Source organism: Nitrospira sp. (assembly GCA_029194675.1).
Classification (GTDB): Bacteria; Nitrospirota; Nitrospiria; order Nitrospirales; family Nitrospiraceae; genus Nitrospira_D.
Window position 1 is genome coordinate 275,173 of record JARFXP010000002.1, and the last position, 22,082, is coordinate 297,254.

Genomic DNA, 22,082 nt, shown 5'->3' on the forward strand with positions numbered 1-22,082 from the left:
AACGCACGACGATGAGTTTGCTCCGCTTTTTGTACGGTAATTCCTGGCGACTGGTCATCCTCTCTATGGTCGCCGGCTTGATCAGCGGCCTGGCAAGCGCGGGAATCATCGCCCTGATCAATTCAGCTCTGGAAGAGAGCCAGCGCACGGTTGCCCTCGGCTTGAGTTTTCTTGGAGGGGTCGTGCTCGTGGTGGTTACGAAAGCCTTTTCAGAGGTGGTGCTGACGAGATTGGGCCAGGACATCATCGCCCAGCTCCGGATGCATCTCAGCGAACAAATTCTCCGCGCTCCTCTCCGACACGTGCAGGAACTTGGCCGCCATCGATTACTGGCCGCACTCAACGAAGATACGGATGTCATTGCTCATGCCTACGTCCAAATTCCGTTGATTTGCGTGAACGGTGCAACGGTTGTCGGTTGCCTCGCATATCTCGGATGGCTCTCATGGACCATGTTGGCCATCGTTATCGGCTTCATGATTTTCGGCGCGCTATCGTTCCAAACGCAGGAGAAGCGAGCCCTCCATTCGTTCAAGCAAGCTCGAGAAACGAACGACACCCTCTTCCGCCATTTTCAATCGATCCTCGAGGGCATCAAGGAACTCAAGCTTCACCGTGAACGTCGCCATGCATTTCTCACCACCGCACTCCGGCCGACAGTGACCAGTTACAAGGGCGACTTCGTCGAGGGCATGACGGTGTATGCCATCGCCACCAACTGGGGGATGTTCTTGTTCTACGCGGTGATCGGGCTCGTTCTCTTCATCCTCCCGGAGTCGCTGGCGCTGACTCCTCAAGCGGTTGCGGGATCGACACTCGTGCTCCTGTATATGATGGGGCCGTTCGCGCAGATTGTTGAAACCCTTCCGACTGTCGGCCGCGCAGATGTGGCACTGGAAAAGGTCGAAGCGTTGGGGCTGTCGTTGGAAGCGGCCTCCGCGCAGGACCAGATCGAGAAACGTGAAACGATCAGGACCAACGGCGCTGGTGGACCCGTTCTCAACGTCCCGTGGAAGCGGATCGAGATGGTCAGTGTGACGCATCGATACTTCCGGGAGGAGGAGGGCAGTTTTCATCTCGGTCCGATCGAGCTCAGTTTCACGCCAGGTGAGCTGGTATTTCTTGTGGGTGGAAACGGCAGCGGAAAGACCACGCTCGCTCTGCTCCTGTTGGGGCTCTACGCGCCGGAGTCCGGAACGATTCGTCTCGATGGAGTTCCGATCGACGAAGTCAATCGCGAGAACTATCGTCAGCTCTTCTCCGCCGTCTTCTCCGATTACCATCTGTTCGACATGTTGTTCGGGTTGCACCAGTCCGACCTCGACACGCAAGCACGCGAATACTCGGACCGTCTACAGCTTCGCGACAAAGTGCGGATCAGAGACGGAGCGTTATCCACGCAAGCGCTTTCACAAGGACAGCGCAAACGCCTGGCATTGTTGACCGCCTATCTTGAGGACCGTCCGTTCTATGTGTTTGATGAGTGGGCCGCCGATCAGGATCCGATTTTTCGTAGAGTGTTCTATGAGGAGCTGCTGCCTGACTTGAAGGCACGCGGAAAAACGGCACTCGTCATCACCCACGATGATCAATACTTTTCTGTCGCGGACCGATGTCTCCGGATGGACCTTGGAAAGATCACAACAGCGACAGAAGGAGTGGGCGCATTTCGATAAACGGCATCGTCGTCGTCATGCGGCAATCGGCGTAACAGTCTCAAGGTTGCCGCACTAGTGAAGGAAGGAGCGCGTCATGACCGTTCAAGCGGGTGAGATGAAGAGGATATTCCCGACGCAGCCGTATTCTGTAGTGCAGGAAAGAGAAAACAACCACTATCTGGCGCGACAAGCAGAAAGGGAGTCGAACGCCCGTAGTTACCCGAGACGGCTCCCCTTGGCGCTCAGCAAAGCCAAGGGTATCTATGTGCAGGATACCGACGGCCGCATCTACATCGATTGTCTCGCCGGAGCCGGCGCTCTGACGTTGGGGCACAACCACCCGGTCGTATTGGAGGCCATCCAGCAATTGTTGCGGGAAGGCGTACCCTTCCAGACGCTGGATCTGACGACCCCTGTGAAAGACCGATTTGTCGATGCTCTCTTCGGTGCGTTGCCGAAAGCGTTTGCAGAAGACGCGCGTATCCAGTTTTGCGGACCCTCCGGTGCCGATGCCGTTGAGGCTGCCGTCAAGCTGGTGAAGACGGCGACCGGTCGGCGAACGATTCTGTCGTTTCATGGCGCCTATCACGGAATGACGCACGGCGGTCTGGCGCTGACTGGTCACCTGGGACCGAAAGCCGCCGTCAGTGGTCTGATGCCGGATGTTCAGTTCCTTCCCTATCCCTACGAGTATCGTTGTCCATTCGGCGTCGGTGGCGAGGAAGGACACCGCCTCTCCAGCACCTATATCGAGCGGTTACTCGACGATCCGAACAGCGGTGTCGTATCACCGGCCGGTGTGATCTTGGAAGTGGTTCAGGGTGAGGGAGGTGTGATCCCTTCGCCTGATGCCTGGCTACGGGACATTCGAAGGATCACGAGAGATCGCAATATTCCCCTGATCATCGATGAGATTCAGACCGGTCTGGGACGCACCGGTTCGTTGTTTGCGTTTGAACGGGCCGGGATCATTCCTGACGCGTTGGTGCTGTCGAAGGCAATCGGAGGCGGGCTGCCGTTGAGCGTGGTGGTATATCGAGCAGAGCTGGATCAGTGGCAGCCGGGAGCTCATGCCGGCACCTTCCGAGGAAACCAGATGGCCATGGCTGCGGGGGCGGCGACCATCGAATTTGTCCTGACCCATCGTCTCGATCAGCACGCTCAGATCATGGGAGAGCGTCTCTTGTCGCATCTGCGTAATGCCCGAGCGTCGTTGCACAGTTTCGGCGACGTGCGAGGACGTGGGTTGATGATCGGCGTCGAAATCGTCGATGTCAATGCTCGTCCCGATATCGGTGGAGCCCATCCCGCGGCTCCGGAAGTTGCGCGAAAGATTCAATCAGAGGCCCTCAATCGCGGTCTGATCCTTGAGTTGGGCGGACGCAACGGCAGTGTTGTGCGGTTTTTGTCGCCGCTCATTGTCACAGCCGAGGAAGTGGAGATGATTGCCTCCACTTTCTGCGAAGCCGTCCGCGCAGCGGAGCAAGATTCACGTTTATGAAGCGAGTCGTTCTTCCGTTGGTCCTCCTCTTGCTCGTGTTGGCGACAGGTCTCGGTTATGCCGTGATGACGATTCGAGCCTCATTGCCGATGTTGGACGGCAAATTGGACGTCACGAGCTTGCACGAACCGGTCACGGTCGCCTCGGATGCCTACGGTATCCCGACGATCACGGCTCGCTCACGAGGAGACGCGATTCGCGCTCTCGGTTATGTCACGGCGCGTGATCGCCTTTTTCAAATGGACTTGCTGCGGCGTACAGCCGCAGGGCGGTTGGCCGAGATTCTCGGCGAGACGATGCGCCAAACCGATCTTAAGCAGCGGACTTTTGGTTTCAGTGGGACAGCCGGAGCCATTGCTGCGCGGCTGCCTCAAGATCAACGAGATGCCCTCGACGCCTACACAGAAGGGGTGAACGAGTACTTGGCTCAGATGGAAAACCCGCCGTTCGAATTCTTGCTACTCGGCTATGAACCGGATCCCTGGAAGGTCGAGGACAGTCTTCTCATCTTGCTTGGAATCTTCCAGATACTCAGCGGGACCGAGGACGATGAGCGGATGCGGACGGTGATGGAGCAGACGTTGCCGTCCGAAGTCGTCGCGTTTCTCGTTCCGGACAGCGATCCTTATACGGAAACGTTGTTAAATGGGAAGTCTCATGCTGCTGTCCGCTCGCTCATTCCTGTGCAGGCACTGGCGGCCTTACGGAGGCCGGTCGACCAGATGCAAGTCCGAAGGACGACCATGGTCCGTTTCGAGAGGAGTGGATTGGGTTCGAACGGATGGGCCGTCCATGGGGCCAAGACCGTGGATGGACGATCCGTTCTCGCAAACGACATGCACTTGGATATGACCGTTCCCAATATTTGGTACCGTGTCCAGCTTCGATACGAGCAGATCAGGGTGACCGGGGTTGTGGTTCCAGGCGTTCCGGTCGCCGTTGCAGGCACAAACGGCTTTGTGGCTTGGGGCGTGACGAATGTCGAGGGAGATTTTTTGGACCTGGTGCGCTTGGAGATCAATCCCGCCAATTCAAATGAGTACAGGACTCCTGAAGGATGGAAACTGTTCACGAACAGGCGGGAAGTCATCACAGTGAAGGGCGCGCAGGATTCCGTGGCGGAGTTCAAAGAAACGATCTGGGGCCCAGTGTCACAGGATCCTCTGTTGAAGAGGCCTGTGGCCGTTCGCTGGACCGCACTCGATCCGGAGGCCGTTGATCTCGGTCAGCTTGCTATGGATCGGGTCCGGTCGGTGGGCGAGGCCATTGCCGTGATGAACCGCGCAGGCGGACCTGCAAATAACGTCATTCTTGCCGACAGTAGCGGCCATATTGCCTGGACCTACACAGGCAGGATTCCCGTCCGCCGAGGATTTAACGGTTCGGTCAGTGTTTCTTGGGCAGACGGCCGCTTTGGGTGGATGGGATATGTGTCGCCGGAGGCCTTACCCAGAATTGTGGACCCTCCGTCAGGATTCGTTGTCAGCGCCAACCATCGCATGCTGGATGCCTCCTATCCCTATGTAGTCGGCCATTCCTTCGTCAACGGGTATCGCGCGTTCAGGATCTCTCAGCGGCTGGAGGCCATGACGAACATCCAGGAGCGAGACCTGTTTGACCTACAATTGGATTCGACCAGTCAATTCTATGAGTTCTACAGGCAACTCGCGCAAGAGCTCCTAACGGACAGTGTGATTCGACGCAGCCCGTCCTTAATGAAGGCCCGGCATGCCTTCACGGCCTGGAACGGGAAAGCTGACGCCGATAGCCGTGGCTTCGCGCTTGTACTCCGCTTTAGTGAACTGCTTTTACGCTCGGTGTTTGCTCCTTATTTGTCCACTTGTCATGAGCGCGACGCGCAGTTCAGCTACGACGGTGATTTGGACACTCCGTTACGTGAGCTTCTGACGACGAAAATCCCGGAGCTGAATCCGGATCCGGACCGTTTCTCCAGTTGGACGGAGTTTCTTCTGAACGCGGTCGAGCAAAGTGTCCGGGAATTGGAAGAGGAACATCCTTCCGTGTCACTGACCGAGCTCACTTGGGGACAACTGAATCGTGTAAGGATCGAGCATCCTCTCGCCGGGGCACTGCCGGGACTGGGGTACATCCTCAACATGCCGGATAAACCTGCGTCGGGATGCGGGCAGTGCATTCGGGTGATGCAGGATGGCCTCGGAGCGAGTCAAAGGCTCGTGGTATCCCCTGGCCATGAAGACGAAGGCATTCTTCATATGCCCGGTGGACAGTCCGGACATCCGCTCTCACTACACTATCGGGATCAGCACCACTATTGGAGTGAGGGATTGCCGCTTCCCTTGTTGGCAGGAACACCGGTCCATACGCTAACGCTGGTTCCTCGTTCACGAACCACACAGATTGTTGCTGAACAGAAACCGGCATCTGACGAACTTCAATTACACCAGGAGGAGGGACGATGAACAGCGAGGAACGTGAGGACACAACCGTATACAAGGTCGTCGTGAACCATGAAGAGCAATACTCGATCTGGCCATCCTATCGCGAGAATCCGCTCGGCTGGAGAGACGAGGGGAAAACCGGCCTCAAGGCCGAATGTCTGGCCCATATCGCGGAGGTCTGGACCGACATGCGCCCGTTGAGTTTAAGGAAATGGATGGACGAACAGGCCAACGCGGAACAATCGACATCCTCATGCTGACCGTTTCACACGTATCTCCATCAGTCGTCACCCATCGGCCCGTCAATTCGGGAATGCGCTTAATTTGTTTTCCATATGCGGGCGGGGGAGCCTCCGTGTTTCGAAGCTGGGCCGACAGTGAGTTCTTGGCGGATATCGAAGTCTGCGCCGTCCAGCTTCCGGGGCGGGAGGCCAGGATCACGGAGTCGCCTGTCGGCGATTTGCGTCGGCTGGTGCAGATGTTGTGCGGGACATTGGAGCCCTATTTCGATCGACCGTTCGTCTTTTTCGGTCACAGTATTGGTGCACTGGTGGGGTTTGAATTGACACGCGAGTTGCGCCGGATCCGGGGTATCGAGCCGAGCCATCTCTTCGTGTCCGGTTGTCCGGCTCCACATCTCCCGGATTCAGAACGGATCTGTGATCTGCCTGACGACGAATTTCTCGAACGGGTGTGTCGGTTCAACGGCACTCCGCCGGAAGTCCTCAATCATTCGGAACTGATGCAATTGATGCTTCCCGCGCTTCGCGCCGACTTTGCGCTTCGCGATCGATATGTCCACCGTGAGGAGCCGTCGTTGAGCTGCCCTATCACCGCATTCGGAGGGATGAGCGATAAGCATGTCGACGGTTTAATGTTAGGGGCTTGGCGACAGCACACTCGCGAGCGATTTCAATTGTGGCTGTTTCAAGGAGATCACTTTTTTGTAAGGAGCGCTCAAGGACTAATGCTGGAAACTCTCTCCACTGTGTTGTCCCTACATCAGAGGACCGCGCGATGACCGCCAACCACAATAATACTGCGCCGATACCCGTAGTGGAAACAGGAGGAGAGTCTGTCGGTCGGCTGTCTTGCCGGGTGAGCTACTTGGCCTCGGATACCCTCCTTCCTGTCGTGGTCAATCCCACAGAGAACCAGTCGTTGGCAGAATACCGAAACGCCATAGAGCGGGTGGTGAGTACACATCTGTCGACCGTGGGAGGTCTGCTGTTCAGGGGATTTCCGATCGAATCGGCGGCTGACTTCGAAGCCTTCGTCCGGATGATTTCGCCTGACCTGGCTTCTTACGAGTTCGGATCAACACCACGGTCTCAGGTCCACCATCAGATTTATACATCGACGGAATATCCTCCACATCAGCACATCCCCCTGCACAACGAACAAGCCTATACCGCCGAGTGGCCGATGAAAATCTGGTTTTATTGTGCGCAGGCGCCGCCGGAAGGAGGCTACACGCCGATTGCGGATAGCCGCGAGGTGTATCGGCAGATCCCGATCCGTATCAGAGCGCGGTTCATCGAGAAGGGTGTGATGTATGTGCGCAACTACGGGAACGGACTGGATGTGCCCTGGACCAAAGTGTTCAACACCGTGGACCGTCGAGTCGTAGAACGGTTCTGCCGTGCGGCTGGGATCGCCTATGAATGGAAGCCGGACGGAGAACTCCGCACGCGTCAGGTCTGTCAGGCCGTTGCCGTCCATCCCCGCACCGATGAAACGGTCTGGTTCAACCAAGCGCATCTGTTTCATGTCTCGAATCTGGAGCCGGCCGTCCGCGAGGCGCTGCTGTCCGTGGTCAGTGAGGCGGATCTTCCTCGGCAGGCCTGCTACGGAGACGGAACCCCGATCGAGACGGCCGTATTGGACGAAATCCGGGATGCCTATCAATGCCACGCCGTCCAGTTTCCGTGGCAGGAAGGGGACGTATTGATGCTGGACAATATGCTGGCGGCGCATGGGCGCACGCCCTTCAAGGGACCGAGAAAAATTCTGGTGGCGATGGCTGAATCGAGCAAGAGTTGACGGTGAAACCGATACATTCCGACGCACTCATTACCGGCGCGACGGCGCCGGCCGGGCCTCAATCGAATGCGGACGTCTTTCCTACGAGCTTCGCGCAGCAGCGATTGTGGTTTCTCTCTCAGCTGGAACCGGACAGTGCCTCATACAATACGGCGCTGGAGGTACGGCTGCGAGGCCTGCTCAACCGAGCGGCACTGGCACAGAGTCTCGACGAAATCGTCCGGCGGCATGAAGTTCTCCGCACGACTTTCGATGAAGTGGACGGCGAGTTGGTTCAAGTGATCGCCGATGACTGTCCGATGGACCTGCCGGTGGTGGATTTCAGCATGGAGTTGCCGCCCGGGCGCGAGGCCTCGGCAGCCGTGGCCGCACGGGTGGAGGCGCATCGTCCGTTCGATCTCCGCACCGGACCCTTGATGCGGGTGCGCCTGCTCAAACTGGGGCCACAGGATCATAGGTTCATCCTCACGCTGCACCATATTGTCTGCGACGGGTGGTCGTCGCAGATTCTCGCGCGGGAATTCGTGACTCTCTACGAAGCGTTCGACGCAGGTCTGCCGGCACCGCTGCCTCCGTTGCCGATTCAGTATGCGGATTACGCGGTGTGGCAGCGCGGGTGGCTGCAAGGATCGGTCATTGAAGAGCGACTGGCCTATTGGAAAGAAAAATTGAAGGGGAGGTTGCCGGTTCTCGACCTGCCGACGGACCGCCCGCGTCCAGCCGTGCAGAGCGACCGAGGTGCGCGCTTTCCTTTTTCGGTGTCGCATGTCCTGACCGATCGGCTGCATGCATTGAGCCGCCGGCAAGGCGCGACGCTGTTCATGACGCTTGCGGCGGCCTTCCAGGTATTTCTGATGCGGTATAGCGGCATGGAAGATTTTTGCATCGGCACGCCGGTCGCGAACCGCCCGAAGCGGGAGACGGAGTCGTTGATCGGCTTTTTCGCGAACACGCTCGTTCTGCGGGCCGACCTCTCGGGCAACCCGCCGTTCGCCGACCTGTTGGCGCGCGTACAGGAAACAGTTCTTGGCGCGCAGGCTCATCAAGATTTGCCTTTCGAGCAACTGGTCGACACCCTGCAGCCGGTCCGTGCACTCAGCCATACGCCGCTGTTCCAAGTGATGTTTGCGCTGCAGACTTCACTCGCTCGGACGCTGGCCATCACGTCACTGGAAGTCAGCGCGATGGAGTTGGATGCTGGAGGAGCCAAGTTTGATCTGTCACTCGACATGGCGGAAGACGAGATCGGACTGGAATGCGCCTTTGAGTATAACCAGGATCTCTTCGATCAGAAGACTGTCGGCAGGATGGCAATCCATCTGCAACAGCTTCTGGCAAGCATCGTCGACGACCCACAGGCGCGTCTCAGCGATCTCACCATACTGACGGCAGCTGAGCGTCGGAAGATTCTGATCGAGTGGAATGACACTGCGGTACCGGATGCCGCTGATGGCCAGGTGGCCCGTCTCTTTGAGGCACAGGCGGCGCGATCGGCGGAGGCCGTGGCCGTCGCTTGTGGTGAAGAAACACTCAGCTATCAGGATTTGAACGATCGCGCTGACCGGATTGCCCGCACGCTTTCGATTACCGGTGTCGGCTGCGAGACCGTCGTCGCCGTGCTCGGCGAACGTGGCATCGACTATGTGGCCATGATTGTGGGTCTATGGAAGTGTGGAGGAGTCTACCTGCCGCTCGATCCCGGACATCCGCCGTCGCGATGGATGTCCATTCTCGAAGCGAGCCGGGCTTCGATGGTGCTGACGACGGAGGCCTGGATGTCCAGGACACAGGACATGATCGCTCAGCTGCCACAGGCCGCGCGACCTGTGATACTCACGGTCGAGGCCTGTTTCTTAGAAAAGCCGGCTCTGTTTAGGGAGCGAACCGCGTGGCCGTTCGCGAAGTTGTCCTATGTGATTTACACGAGTGGATCGACCGGTGTTCCGAAGGGAGCGATGGTGACGGAGCGAGGGCTGGTCAATCATCTTCGGAGCAAGATCTCTATGCTCCAGCTTGGACCGACCGACATCATCGCGCAGACCGCGTCCCAGGGATTCGACATTTCGATCTGGCAGCTCACGGCCGCGCTCCTCTGCGGCGCCCGCACACTCGTCGTGCCCGACGAAGTCGCTCGCGATCCAGAGCAACTGCTTCGTTATGTCGATGTTCGGAAAGTGACCGTCCTCCAAACGGTGCCGACTTTGCTGCAGGGCATGCTCGACAGCGCTGCCGCGGCCGGAGCCAACGCACCGGCATTGACTCGCCTGCGATGGCTCTTGCCTACCGGAGAAGCGCTACCGCCTGCCTTGATCCGCCGATGGTTCGAGCGATACCGACATGTGCCGTTGATCAATGCCTATGGACCGGCCGAATGCGCCGACGATGTCGCCATGGCGACTATCACGGCACCACCGGACGAAGCCTATGCTCATGCTCCGATCGGCAAGCCCATCGCTAACATTCGGGGCTATGTCGTGGACGGCTGGCTGGAACCGGTGCCGATCGGCGCCGCAGGTGAACTGTGCGTAGCAGGAGCCGGCGTCGGCCGCGGCTATCTCCACGATCCGGCCAGGACAGCCGAGGCGTTCGTGCCGGACCCCTTCTCCGATGAACCGGGCGCGCGGCTCTATCGGACCGGCGACCGCGTCCGTCATCGTCCGGACGGGACGATGGAGTTTCTCGGACGCAGGGATCATCAAGTCAAAGTCCGGGGTGTGCGCATCGAGTTGGGCGAAGTCGAATTGCGGTTGCAGGCTCATCCGGATGTTCGCGAAGCGGCGGCTGTCGTGCGCCAGGACCGTCCGGGACAGAAACGATTAACGGCCTATGTGGTGTCTCGCGACGGTGCGTCGTGCGATTCCGATGTGTTGGTCCGCCTGCTGCGCGAGCAATTGCCGGAGCCGATGGTCCCCTCTGCGATCGTCACGCTCCAAGCATTGCCTCGCAACGACAACGGCAAGATCGACCGGCAGGCCTTGCCCGAGCCGGACCATGCGGCGGTAAAGGAATGGACTGCTGCCCGCACGCCGACTGAAGCGCGGTTGGCGGCGGTCTGGGCCGAGGTGTTGAGGTTGGAGCGTGTCGGCGTTCACGACAATTTCTTCGAGCTGGGCGGGGATTCCATCCTTAGTTTACAGGTGATTTCACGTGCCAAGGCACAAGGCCTGCCGCTCACACCGCGACATCTGTTCCAACATCAGACGATCGCCGAACTGGCGGAGGCCGCAGGCTGCAGGATTGAAGGAGTCGATTCGAAGCTGAATCACGGGATACGGGTTCAGAGACCGACAGATCCAGCCCTACTAGAAGCGGCGCGGCGATTGTATCCCACAATCGAAGATGTCTATCCGCTCACCCCGTTGCAGCAGGGGCTGCTGTTTCACAGTCTGTACGAACCGCAATCCGGCGTCTACATCGAGCAGCTGAGTTGTCGTCTCCGCGGCCACCTTGATCATGCCGCATTCCTCGATGCATGGCGGATGGTGATCGCACGCTCGACACCGCTCCGCACCGCGTTTGTGTGGCAGGAACTCGACAGGCCCGTGCAGGTTGTGTTGCCGGGCGAGGCGCCGCCCATCATCGAACTCGATTGGCGCGATGCATCCGAATTCAACCAGAGAGAACGGCTACGGGATTTTCTCCGGAACGATAGGCTGACGGACTTCGACCTGACAAGACCGCCGCTGATGCGTCTTGCCTTGATCCGTGTGGCAGATGACGCGCGCTACCTGATTTGGACGCATCATCACATCGTCCTCGACGGCTGGTGTCTTCCCATCATTCTGGGTGATCTGTTCGCCTGCTACGCCTTCTTCAAAGGTGGTCCCGATCCAGGCGAGCCGCAGTCGCAACCGTATCGAAACTATGTTGACTGGATTGTATCGCAGGACCAGACGGCGGCGGAGCAGTACTGGCGCAAGACCCTGGCGGGAATCACTTCTACCACACCCCTTCCGACTGATCGCTCGCCGGACGGCGCGCAGTCAGATGCCGGATACGGCATGCATCGATTGACGATCTCAGCGGTCAGAACATCCGCCCTTCATGAGTATGCCTCCAGAGAACGCATCACGGTCAATACGCTGGTACAGGGAGCGTGGGCACTGTTACTGAGCCGTTACTGTGGCGAGGAAGACGTGCTGTTCGGCACGACGGTGTCGGGACGCTCTGCGGATATCTCGGGTATCGAAACAATGCTCGGGCTATTCATCAACACGTTGCCGCTACGGATCACTGCGTCTCCAGACGCCGTTCTGCAGGATTGGTTGCGAGGATTGCTGCAGCAGAATGCCGAGTTGCGCCAGTACGAGCATATTTCCCTCGCACAGATCCAGAGCTGGAGTCAGATGCCGCGCGGCACTCAGCTCTTCAACAGCCTCCTGGTCTTTGACAACCATCCGACTGACCAAACCCTGGATGACGGCGGCGCCGGTTTGACCGCTCATGATGTCTACCTGGAGGGCCAGACCAATTATCCGTTGACCGTCAACGTCGTGCCGGGCGAATCGCTCTGTTTTCTCCTGTCCTATCAGCAGAAGCGCTTTTCTCCTGAACGCGTGCAACATATCGCAGCGCATCTGGACCTGGTGCTGAGTCAGTTGGTCGCGCAGCCGGATCTGCGTCTCTCGGCGATCGGGGTGTTGGGGGCGGAAGAGCGGCGGCAGGTGGTGGAGGAGTGGAATGCGACACGACGAGAGTATCCGATAGGCGCGACAGTGCCGGAATTGATCTACCATTGCGTACTGCGCACACCGGCAGCGGCAGCGGTACGGTTAGATGAGCAGGTGTTGAGTTATGCGGAGTTATGGCGCCGAAGCACCGTGTTGGCAGCCCAGCTGCGACGGCAGGGTGTCGGTCCCGATGTGTTGGTGGGGATATGTGCCGAGCGGTCGCTGGAAATGGTCATCGGCCTTCTGGGGATCTTGCAGGCAGGCGGGGCCTACGTGCCGATCGATCCCAGTTATCCGGCCGATCGGATCGCCTACATGCTGGCCGACGTGGCGCCCTCTGTGCTGCTGACGCAACCGGCTCTACGGGGGCAGCTGCCGCCGTTCGCCGGGCTGTGTCTCGAACTCTCTGCCGCTGCGCCGGAAGAATCTGAAACGGCGTATCTCCCGCCGACGCCGGTGAGGCTGGAACATCTGGCCTACACGATCTATACGTCCGGCTCCACCGGGCGCCCCAAAGGGGCGGGCAACACGCATGGAGGATTACTCAATCGACTGCAATGGATGCAGGAATATTTCGGCCTGACGCCGGCCGACCGCGTGTTGCAGAAGACGCCGTTCAGCTTCGACGTGTCGGTGTGGGAGTTGTTCTGGCCCTTGATGACCGGCGCGGAGTTAGTGCTGGCTCTGCCGGAGGAACACAAGGACGGACTGCGACTCAAAGAGCGGATCCTCAAGCAGCAGATCACGACGCTGCACTTCGTACCGCCGATGCTGCAGGCGTTTCTGGAGACACCAGGGGTGGAGGTTTGTGCCGGAACGTTGCGGCGAGTGGTCTGCAGCGGGGAAGCGCTGAGCGAAGCGGTCCAGCGGCAGTGTTGGGCGCGGCTGCCGGGGGTGGAACTGCACAATCTCTATGGCCCGACGGAAGCGGCGATCGATGTGACGGTATGGTCGTGTGATCCGACAGTTCCAGCCGATCCAGTCCCGATCGGGCGACCGATCGCCAACACCCAAATTTATATCTTGGATGATCGAGGCGAGCCGATCCCAATCGGCGTCCCGGGGGAAGTGCATATCGGGGGCGTGAACGTGGCGCGTGGCTATCACCGGCGACCGGCGTTGACAGCGGAGCGGTTCGTGCCGGATGCGTTCAGCGCGGAGCCGGGTCGGCGCATGTACCGGACGGGTGATCTGGCGCGGTACCGGCCGGATGGCGCGATCGAGTATCTGGGCCGGCTGGACCATCAGGTGAAGATCCGAGGCGTACGCATCGAACTGGGCGAGGTCGACAGCTGCCTGCTCCAACATTCGGCGGTGCAAGAGGCAATCGTCGTGGCGCAGGACACAGTGGCGGGGAACAAACGGTTGGTCGGCTATGTGGTTCTCCGATCGGGTCACGAGGTGTCGGTCGAGGTTTTACGGCAATGGGTCGGGGAGCGGCTGCCGGATGCGTTCGTCCCAAGCGTCGTGCTGGCGCTCGCAGCTCTGCCGCTAACGCCCAACGGCAAGGTCGATCGCAAGACGTTGCCGGTTCCGGATCTGCTGGCACGGCGGACGCAGGCCTATGAAGAGCCGATCACAGAATTTGAACGAAATCTGGCTGCTATTTGGGCCGAAGTGCTTGGACAGCCGCGTGTGAGCCGGTTCGACAACTTCTTCGAGCTCGGCGGTGATTCGATCAACACGCTGCAAGTATTGGCACGCGCCCATCAGCGCGGCTTGAAACTGACTCCCAAGCAATTGTTCGAGCATCCGACGGTGGCGGCAGCCGCCGCAGTGGCGGTGCCGATAGAGGCGACTTCCGAAGTGGAGATATCGGGAAAAGACACAGAAATCGGCGGGCTCGTGGGCATTGGGCTGTCCGACGAAGACATGAGTAATCTGTTGGAAGAATTGAAATAGGAGACGGAGTGACGAAGTCCGCATTACCCGATCACATCGACTCGATCTATCCTCTCTCTCCGATGCAGGAGGGGATGCTGTTTCATACGCTCATGAATCCCGGCACCGGGATTTATCTGATGCAGAACCGGTATCTCCTCGAGGGCGACCTGAATTATGACGCGTTCGTGCGAGCGTGGAATGTCGTGCTCGACCGACATCCGGTGCTCCGAACCTCGTTCGTGTGGAAGAACCAAAAGCGTCCGCTGCAAGCGGTGCACAAACGGGTGGATGTGCCGATCGTCTCGCTGGATTGGAGAGGTCAGACCCGCCGCGAGCAGATCGCGCGGTTGGACGCCGAGCTGGAAGCCGAACTCCGGGAAGGATTCGATTTCGCAAAGGCGCCGCTTATGCGGCTGTGGCTGATCCGGCTGGCGGATGACCGTTACCAGTTCGTGCACAGCTTCCACCATATTCTCCTCGACGAATGGTGCATCTCTCTCCTCTTAATGGATTTCCTCGGTCACTATGGATCGCTTGTGCGGGGTGAGCGACTCACGCGCGAGAAACCGCGTCCCTATCGCGATTACATCGCGTGGTTGCAGAAACAGGACATCACTGCTTCGGAATCCTTCTGGCGGGGGTACCTCAAAAACTTCCCCACGCCGACGCCGCTGCCTTATGACCGGTTGCCGGAAGGCCTCGCCGACCAAAACGAAGACGCGGCGGATCACTGTTTGTACCTGAGTGCCGACACCTCGGCGACGCTCGTGGATCTGGCCCAGCGGCATCGTCTGACGGTAAACACGTTCTTTCAGGGCGCGTGGGCGCTATTGCTCAGCTACTACAGCAGCGAACGCGAGGTCCTCTTCGGGGTTACGGTGGCCGGCCGTCCGACCGAATTGCTGGGCGTCGAGTCGATCCTTGGTCTGTTCATCAATACTCTGCCGCTTCGAATCTCCATGCAGCCGGACCGTCCCCTGACGGATTGGTTGAAGGACCTGTTGGCGGAGAACGTGCGCGTGCGGCAGTACGACTATGCACCGCTCGTCCAGATGCAGCGATGGAGTGAGGTGCCGCGGGGGGAGGCGCTATTCCACAGTCTGTTCGTCTTTGAAAACGCACCGGTGGATCGGGAACTTAGCGAGGGACGGATCATTTTCAAGGGCGAAGAGGAACAGTACCGAGTCCACACGAACTATCCCCTTACCGTCATGGGATGGCCGGGACGAGAATTGGGGCTGAAGATTTCCTACGACAAGCGGCTGTTCGACCCCGATACGACCGGCCGCATGATCAGGCATTTCAAGACACTGCTCGAAGTGATGGCGGAACAGCCGACTGCTCGGCTCGCCGACCTATCGCCGCTCAAACAGGATGAGCGGCTGCAACTGTTGACCGAATGGAATCCTGAAGCCGTGGCTGCCTGCGAGGAACAGTCCGAAAGCCTCCCGCGGCTGTTCGAAGCACAGGTCGAGCGTCGTCCGGATGCGGTGGCGGTTGAATGCCTCGAAGAGAAGGCGACGTATCGTGAATTGAATCGGCGGGTCAACCGAGTCGCGCATGCGTTGGCCGAAGCGGGGGTGCAGCCGGACACCGTCGTGGCGCTGCTGGACGATCGTGGCATCGATCTGCTCACGATGATGCTGGGAGTCTTCAAGGCAGGCGGCGCGTATTTGCCTCTCGACCCACATCATCCTGTGTCGCGTCTGATACAGGTTGTGAAATTGAGCCGCTCCTCAGTCGTGCTCACGTCGCAGAAGTATCTTGCGCGACTGCAGGAAGCGGTCGTGGTGATCGATGAAGCGTCACGTCCCAGGCTCATGGCGATCGAACGGATTCTCGATGAAGCCTGTCGTGAAGATAACCCAGGCGATCGAGGACAATCCGAACATCTGGCCTACGTCATCTATACCTCCGGTTCCACCGGAGTGCCGAAGGGAGCGATGGTCACAAGGCGCGGCATGCTCAACAATATCCGCAGCAAGGTATCGGGGTTGGCGCTTGGGCCTGCCGACGTTATCGCGCAGACCGCCTCGCAATGTTTCGACATTTCCGTCTGGCAGTTCCTGACGGCGCTCACATGCGGAGCCAGGACGAGCATCGTTCCTGACGATACATCACAAGATCCATTTCAGCTACTCACGCATCTTGAACGGGTGGACATCACAATTCTGGAAACCGTCCCGGCTCTCCTCCAGGGCCTGTTGGATGCGGCATCGGAAGTACGATCCGATGCCGCGCCTCGGCTTCAAAGGCTTCGATGGGTCCTGCCGACCGGCGAGGCCCTTCCGCCGCCGGTGTGTCGCCAGTGGCTGGCCCGCTATCCGACAATTCCATTGCTGAACGCCTACGGACCAGCGGAATGCGCGGACGATGTGGCCGTCCATCCCATCCTTGAGCCGCCGGCGGCCGACATGACGCATATGCCGATCGGATGCCCGATCGAAGGGACCCGCCTGCACATTTTGAACGCCTGGTTGGAGCCGGTGCCGCCGGGGGTTTGCGGTGAACTCTATGTGGCGGGGATCGGGGTCGGTCGTGGATATTTGCAAGATCCCGCCCGAACTGCCGAAGTCTTTCTGCCGGACCGGTTCGGATCCGAGCCGGGCGCACGGATGTATCGGACCGGTGATCTGGCCCGTTATCGGAGAGATGGAGCTATCGAATTCGTCGGACGCGTCGATCAGCAGATCAAGCTGCGCGGGTTTCGGATCGAATTGGGCGAAATCGAAACGCATCTGTTGTCGAGCCCGCTCGTCCGCGAAGCGGCCGTGTTGCTGCATACCGACGCACGAGGCGAGAAACGATTGGCGGCCTATCTCGTCGGTCATGAGGAGGGAGGCCTGAGCGTGCCCGCATTGCGCGAACTCTTACTGCCGCAGCTCCCCGAATACATGGTGCCGACGGCGTTTGTGCCGTTGCCGGTGCTTCCTCGTACGCCGAACGGCAAGATCGATCGCCTCGCGCTGGAGGCGTTGGATCTGGGCGATCAGTTCGCCCGTTCCTATACGGCGCCGCGCACGGCGACGGAGGAAATTCTGGCAGGCATCTGGTCTGATGTGCTGGGTGTCGAGCGGGTCGGCGTTCACGACGACTTCTTCGAGTTGGGAGGGCATTCGCTGCTGGCGACGCAGATCATGTCCCGGCTCCGCAGCACGTTCCACGTTGAGCTTTCGCTGCGGACCGTGTTCGAGTCCACCAGCGTCGCGGCCTTGGCTGCAGCCGTGGATCGTGCGCGGGAAGACGTCGCGGCCATCCAGGCACCACCATTAGTACCGGTCGACCGCACCGGCCCGCTGCCCGCGTCCTTCGCCCAACAGCGTCTTTGGTTCCTCGCGCAGCTGGAGCCGGACAGCCCCTTCTACAATCTTCCGGCCGGGTTCCGCCTGCTGGGCAGGTTGGATGTGGATCTGTTGACGGCCGGTCTCAATCAAGTGATCGGGCGGCACGAAGCCTTACGGACGGTGTTTCAGGAAACCGACGGACAACCGACGCAGGTCGTGCTGTCATCGATGATGGTCGAGATTCCCGTCGTCGATCTCCGCGAGATCCCTGAGGAAAAGCGGACGGACGAGTTGACCAAGCAGACCGAAGCGGAAGCACAGCGAATTTTCGATCTGACGCGCGGGCCGCTGGTGCGCGCGCGAGTCTGGCGCATCGGGGAAGAGGAGTACGTGTTGCTGATGACCCTTCATCACATCGTCTCCGACGGCTGGGCGATGGACGTCTTGATCAGGGAATTGGTGACGTACTATCAGGCCGGTTTCTCGGGACAACCGTCAGCGTTGCCGCCGTTGTCCATCCAGTATGCCGATTATGCGGTCTGGCAGCGTGACTGGATGCAGGGGGCCGTGCTGGAGACTCAGCTGGCCTATTGGAAAGACCGCTTGGGGGATGCGCCGGCCGCCTTGGAGTTACCGACCGATCGACCTCGTCCCACGGTGCAGACCTATCGTGGCGCATGCTGCGAGTTTGCGGTACCGGGCGAGTTGGTGCAGCAGATCACAGGCTTTAGCCGACGGCAGGGCCTCACCCTCTATATGACCCTGCTCACGGCGTTCACGGCGTTGCTGCACCATTATAGTGGCCGAACCAGCATTCTGGTCGGCAGTCCTGTCGCGAACCGGCTCCGAATCGAGGTGGAAGAGCTGATCGGACTCTTCGTCAACACGCTCGTGTTGCGAACGGATATTCCGGACAACCCGCGCTGGATCGATCTGTTAGATCGTGTCAGAAAGGAAGTACTGGATGCCCAGACCCATCAAGATCTTCCCTTCGAACATCTGGTGGACGCGCTGCGGCCGGAGCGGAATTTGAGCCATTCTCCGCTCTTTCAGGTCATGTTCACCGTGCAGACGCCGGCGGAACAATCCATGGAACCCCCGGGACTTCGGGTGGACAACATGGAGATCGATCCAGGTACCGCGCTGTTCGACCTGTCACTGGACATGGTCGTCGAGCCGGACCGGCTGTCCGGGTCCTTCGAATACAATACGGATCTTTTCGATGAAAGCACCGTCCGAGAGTTTGCGGACGGCTTCCTGAAGATTCTGGCTTCCATAATCGCCAAGCCGGAAGGACGACTACACGATACGTCTCCCTTGACGGAACGCGAGCGTCACCTACAACTCGTCGAGTGGAACAATGTTCCGGGTCCGGATTTGACGCTCGACTATGTCGCGCGGTTCGCCGCGCAAGTTGAGCGCACGCCCGAATCTACGGCAGTCGTATGTCGGGAACAGAGTTGGACCTATCGGGAGCTCCATCAACGGGCGAGCAAGACGGCGGACGCGTTGGCGGCAGCCGGAGTCGGTCCGGACTCGGTCGTGGCCTTGCTCGGAGAACGGGGCCCTGGGCTGCTGGCGATGATCCTCGGAGTCCTGGAGGCGGGGGGCGCCTATCTGCCGTTGGATCCGCGGCACCCCAAACAGCGCATGGCGCAGATCGGGGAACTCAGCCGTCCGCTCGTTCTGTTGGTGACGCGGGAATGGGAGGCTCGAGCCACCGACCTGGTGAACGAACTTCCGGCGGACAGGCGGCCGCGGATGCTGACGATCGAACAGGTGATGGAGCGGGATATTGATCCGGCCGGTCTCAGACCGATCCGCGCAGCCGGACGCTTGGCCTATCTCATCTATACATCGGGCTCGACCGGCACGCCCAAAGGGGTGATGGTCGCGCAGGAGGGCATGCTCAACAATATCTTGTACAAGCTGGACAGTCTGGAGATGAGCGCCGACGATGTCGTCGCGCAGACCGCCTCGCAATGTTTCGACATCTCCGTCTGGCAGTTTCTGGCGGCCCTGTTGTGCGGCGCGAGGGTACACATCGTTCTGGACGACGTGGCCCATGATCCAACGGCGTTGTTGTATCACTTGGACGAGGCCGGCATCACCATCGTCGAGCCGGTTCCTGCGGTGCTGCAGGGGCTTCTTGCCGTTGATGGGAGCGTGCCTGCTTTGGCAAGAGTACGGTGGGTCCTGCCGACGGGGGAGGCCCTATCCTCGGCCCTCTGTCGTCGATGGTTCGCGCGCTACCCGACTATTCCATTGATGAACGTGTACGGACCGGCCGAATGTTCGGACGACGTCGCCACTCACGCGATGTATGCGCCTCCGGACGATGGGGACCGTCCGGTGCCGATCGGTCGGCCCGTTCCAGGCCTGCGTCTCTACATTCTGAATCGCCATCTGTCCCCTGTGCCGGTCGGCACAGCCGGAGAACTCTGTGTCGGAGGTGTGGGAGTGGGACGCGGCTATCTCCACGATTCCAAGCGGACGGCGGCGGCTTTCGTACCGGATCCCTTTGGACCGGATGCGGGAGCGAGGCTGTATCGCACAGGGGACCTCGCCCGCTATCGGCCGGACGGGGCCATCGAGTTTGTAGGACGCGTGGATCACCAGGTCAAGATACGCGGCTACCGCATCGAGCCGGGTGAGATCGAGGCCAGAGTGCTGGAGCAGCCGGGGGTTCTGGAAGCTGTGGTGATGGCGCGTGAAGATCAGCCCGGACAGCGGCGGCTGGTCGCATACGTGATACCGGATGGCCCGGAAGCGTTGGATCTCCAAGAAGTGCGGCGTCGGCTCCAAGACAGGTTGCCGGACTATATGATTCCGAGTTCGTTCGTCCTCATGGATACCTTGCCGCGGAGCTCAAACGGAAAGATCGACCGCCGAGCGCTGCCGGCTCCGGACCTCGCCGGACAGGCGGAACGCTCCTACCGGCCTCCGGCTACGCCGGCAGAGGCGGCACTCACGAAAATTTGGGAAGAAGTATTGGGGTTGGCGCAGGTCGGCACGCAGGACAATTTTTTCGAACTGGGCGGCGATTCCATCGTAAGCCTACAAGTGATTGCCCGGGCCAAACAGGTTGGATTGTTGCTCAGCCCCCGCCAGATCTTTCAACACCAAACGGTGGCCGAGCTTGCGGCGGTGGCCGGACGGGAAGCAGTGGTCGCGCTGGAAGCGGAGCAGGGAGCGGTCACGGGAGAGGCGCCATTGACGCCTATTCAACGCGCGTTCTTCGAATTGCCGCTGGTCAATCCTCACCACTGGAATCAATCGGTCTTGCTGGAAGCGAAAGAGCCGCTCGCGGAGTCGGCCTTGGAGACCGCGGTGGCGGCGCTCATCGCACACCATGACGCGCTACGGCTTCGATTCGTGCAGACGGATGGCGGTTGGCGCCAATCGCACGCGCCGATTCCGCAGGGGCCGCTTGTCCGCCGTGTGAATCTTGCCGCGCTCTCCGACTCGGAACGCTGTGCGTCGTTCGAAGCGCAGGCCACGCAGTGGCAGGGGAGTTTAAATATCTCGGAAGGGCCGCTCTTGCACGTAGTCTGGTTCGAGATGGGGGACGGTTCGTCTGATCGGTTGTTGATTGCGGTGCATCATCTTGCGGTGGACGGTGTTTCCTGGAGAATCTTCTTGGAGGATCTGCAGACCCTCTACCGGCAGGCCGTGGAAAACCGTCCGATACCATTGGCGCCCAAAACGACTTCTTTCCGCCAGTGGGCCGAACGGTTACGGCGGTATGCCGAAACCGAAGTCACGAAAGATCCGTCTTCCGCCGTCTGGCTGACGACAGAGGGAGAGCGATCGATCGTGCTGCCCGTCGACGATCCAACCGGCAGTGATCGGGAGGCCGCCTCCGAGACGCTGACTGTGTCATTGGACGAACGGGATACGCAGGCGCTGTTACATGATATCTCTGCCGCGTACGGAACGCAGATCAACGATGCGCTGTTGACGGCGTTGGTCCAGACGCTTGGTCGATGGATCGGTCTCGATCGTGTGACGATCGATCTCGAAGGGCACGGGCGGGAGGATTTGTTTCCAGAACTGGATATCTCGCGCACGGTCGGGTGGTTCACCAGCGTCTTCCCAGTGACCTTGGACTTGACACACTCGGATTCGCCCGGAGAAGCGCTCAAGACGGTGAAAGAACAACTGCGGAAAATTCCAGGCCGCGGTGTCGGTTACGGGATCGTTCGATATCTGACGAAGCACGGTCTCGAGGCAGCCGGGGCGCGCCCTGCCCCGCGGGTTCCGGTGGGATTCAACTATCTCGGACAGTTCGATGCGGTCGCCACGGAAGAGTCGTCCTTCGTTCTGTCTACAGAATCGGTCGGCAAGGAGCACGATCCCCGCAATCCGATGGAATATGAACTGGATATCAATGCGTCAGTCGTGAACGGATGCCTGGAGGTCATGTGGACATACAGCCGCGAACGCTATCGTTCTGGCACGATCACGTCCCTGGCGACGGCATATCAAAGAGATTTGCGAAGGTTGATCGCCCATTGTCTGTCCACCGACGCAGGCGGTTACACGCCGTCCGATTTTCCAAATGTGGATTTGGAACAGGACGCGCTGGACGCGATCTTAGAGCAAATGAACTGACTTGGAGC

Annotated in this window: 8 protein-coding genes; all 8 read left to right on the forward strand. The window is 59.7% G+C overall.

The annotated features are described in order from the left end of the window. Positions 1-11 precede the first annotated feature (11 nt). Positions 12-1,676: a cyclic peptide export ABC transporter gene (locus tag P0120_10280; GenBank protein MDF0674704.1), complete on the forward strand. Its 1,665-nt coding sequence runs from the start codon at positions 12-14 to the stop codon at positions 1,674-1,676. Positions 1,677-1,752: 76 nt separating this feature from the next. Further along, positions 1,753-3,159, forward strand: a complete 1,407-nt coding sequence (locus tag P0120_10285; GenBank protein MDF0674705.1) for a diaminobutyrate--2-oxoglutarate transaminase — start codon at positions 1,753-1,755, stop codon at positions 3,157-3,159. After that, the gene (locus P0120_10290) at positions 3,156-5,600 is read left to right on the forward strand and encodes a penicillin acylase family protein (protein ID MDF0674706.1); all 2,445 of its coding nucleotides are present in this window, start codon (positions 3,156-3,158) and stop codon (positions 5,598-5,600) included. Before P0120_10285 ends, P0120_10290 begins: the two co-directional genes overlap by 4 nt. Beyond that, on the forward strand, positions 5,597-5,839 hold the full coding sequence (locus P0120_10295) for an MbtH family protein (protein MDF0674707.1): 243 nt from the start codon (positions 5,597-5,599) through the stop codon (positions 5,837-5,839). Before P0120_10290 ends, P0120_10295 begins: the two co-directional genes overlap by 4 nt. A gap of 53 nt (positions 5,840-5,892) precedes the next feature. Next, positions 5,893-6,600 (forward strand): alpha/beta fold hydrolase, encoded by a 708-nt coding sequence (locus tag P0120_10300; protein MDF0674708.1) that lies wholly within the window; start codon positions 5,893-5,895, stop codon positions 6,598-6,600. Beyond that, the gene (locus tag P0120_10305) at positions 6,597-7,622 is read left to right on the forward strand and encodes a TauD/TfdA family dioxygenase (protein MDF0674709.1); all 1,026 of its coding nucleotides are present in this window, start codon (positions 6,597-6,599) and stop codon (positions 7,620-7,622) included. The genes P0120_10300 and P0120_10305 overlap by 4 nt, the downstream gene beginning before the upstream one ends. Positions 7,623-7,624: 2 nt before the next feature. Further along, positions 7,625-14,194: an amino acid adenylation domain-containing protein gene (locus P0120_10310; GenBank protein ID MDF0674710.1), complete on the forward strand. Its 6,570-nt coding sequence runs from the start codon at positions 7,625-7,627 to the stop codon at positions 14,192-14,194. 8 nt (positions 14,195-14,202) lie between these two features. Next, entirely contained in the window at positions 14,203-22,074 is a 7,872-nt protein-coding gene (locus P0120_10315) for an amino acid adenylation domain-containing protein (GenBank protein MDF0674711.1), read from the forward strand. Positions 22,075-22,082: the final 8 nt, after the last annotated feature.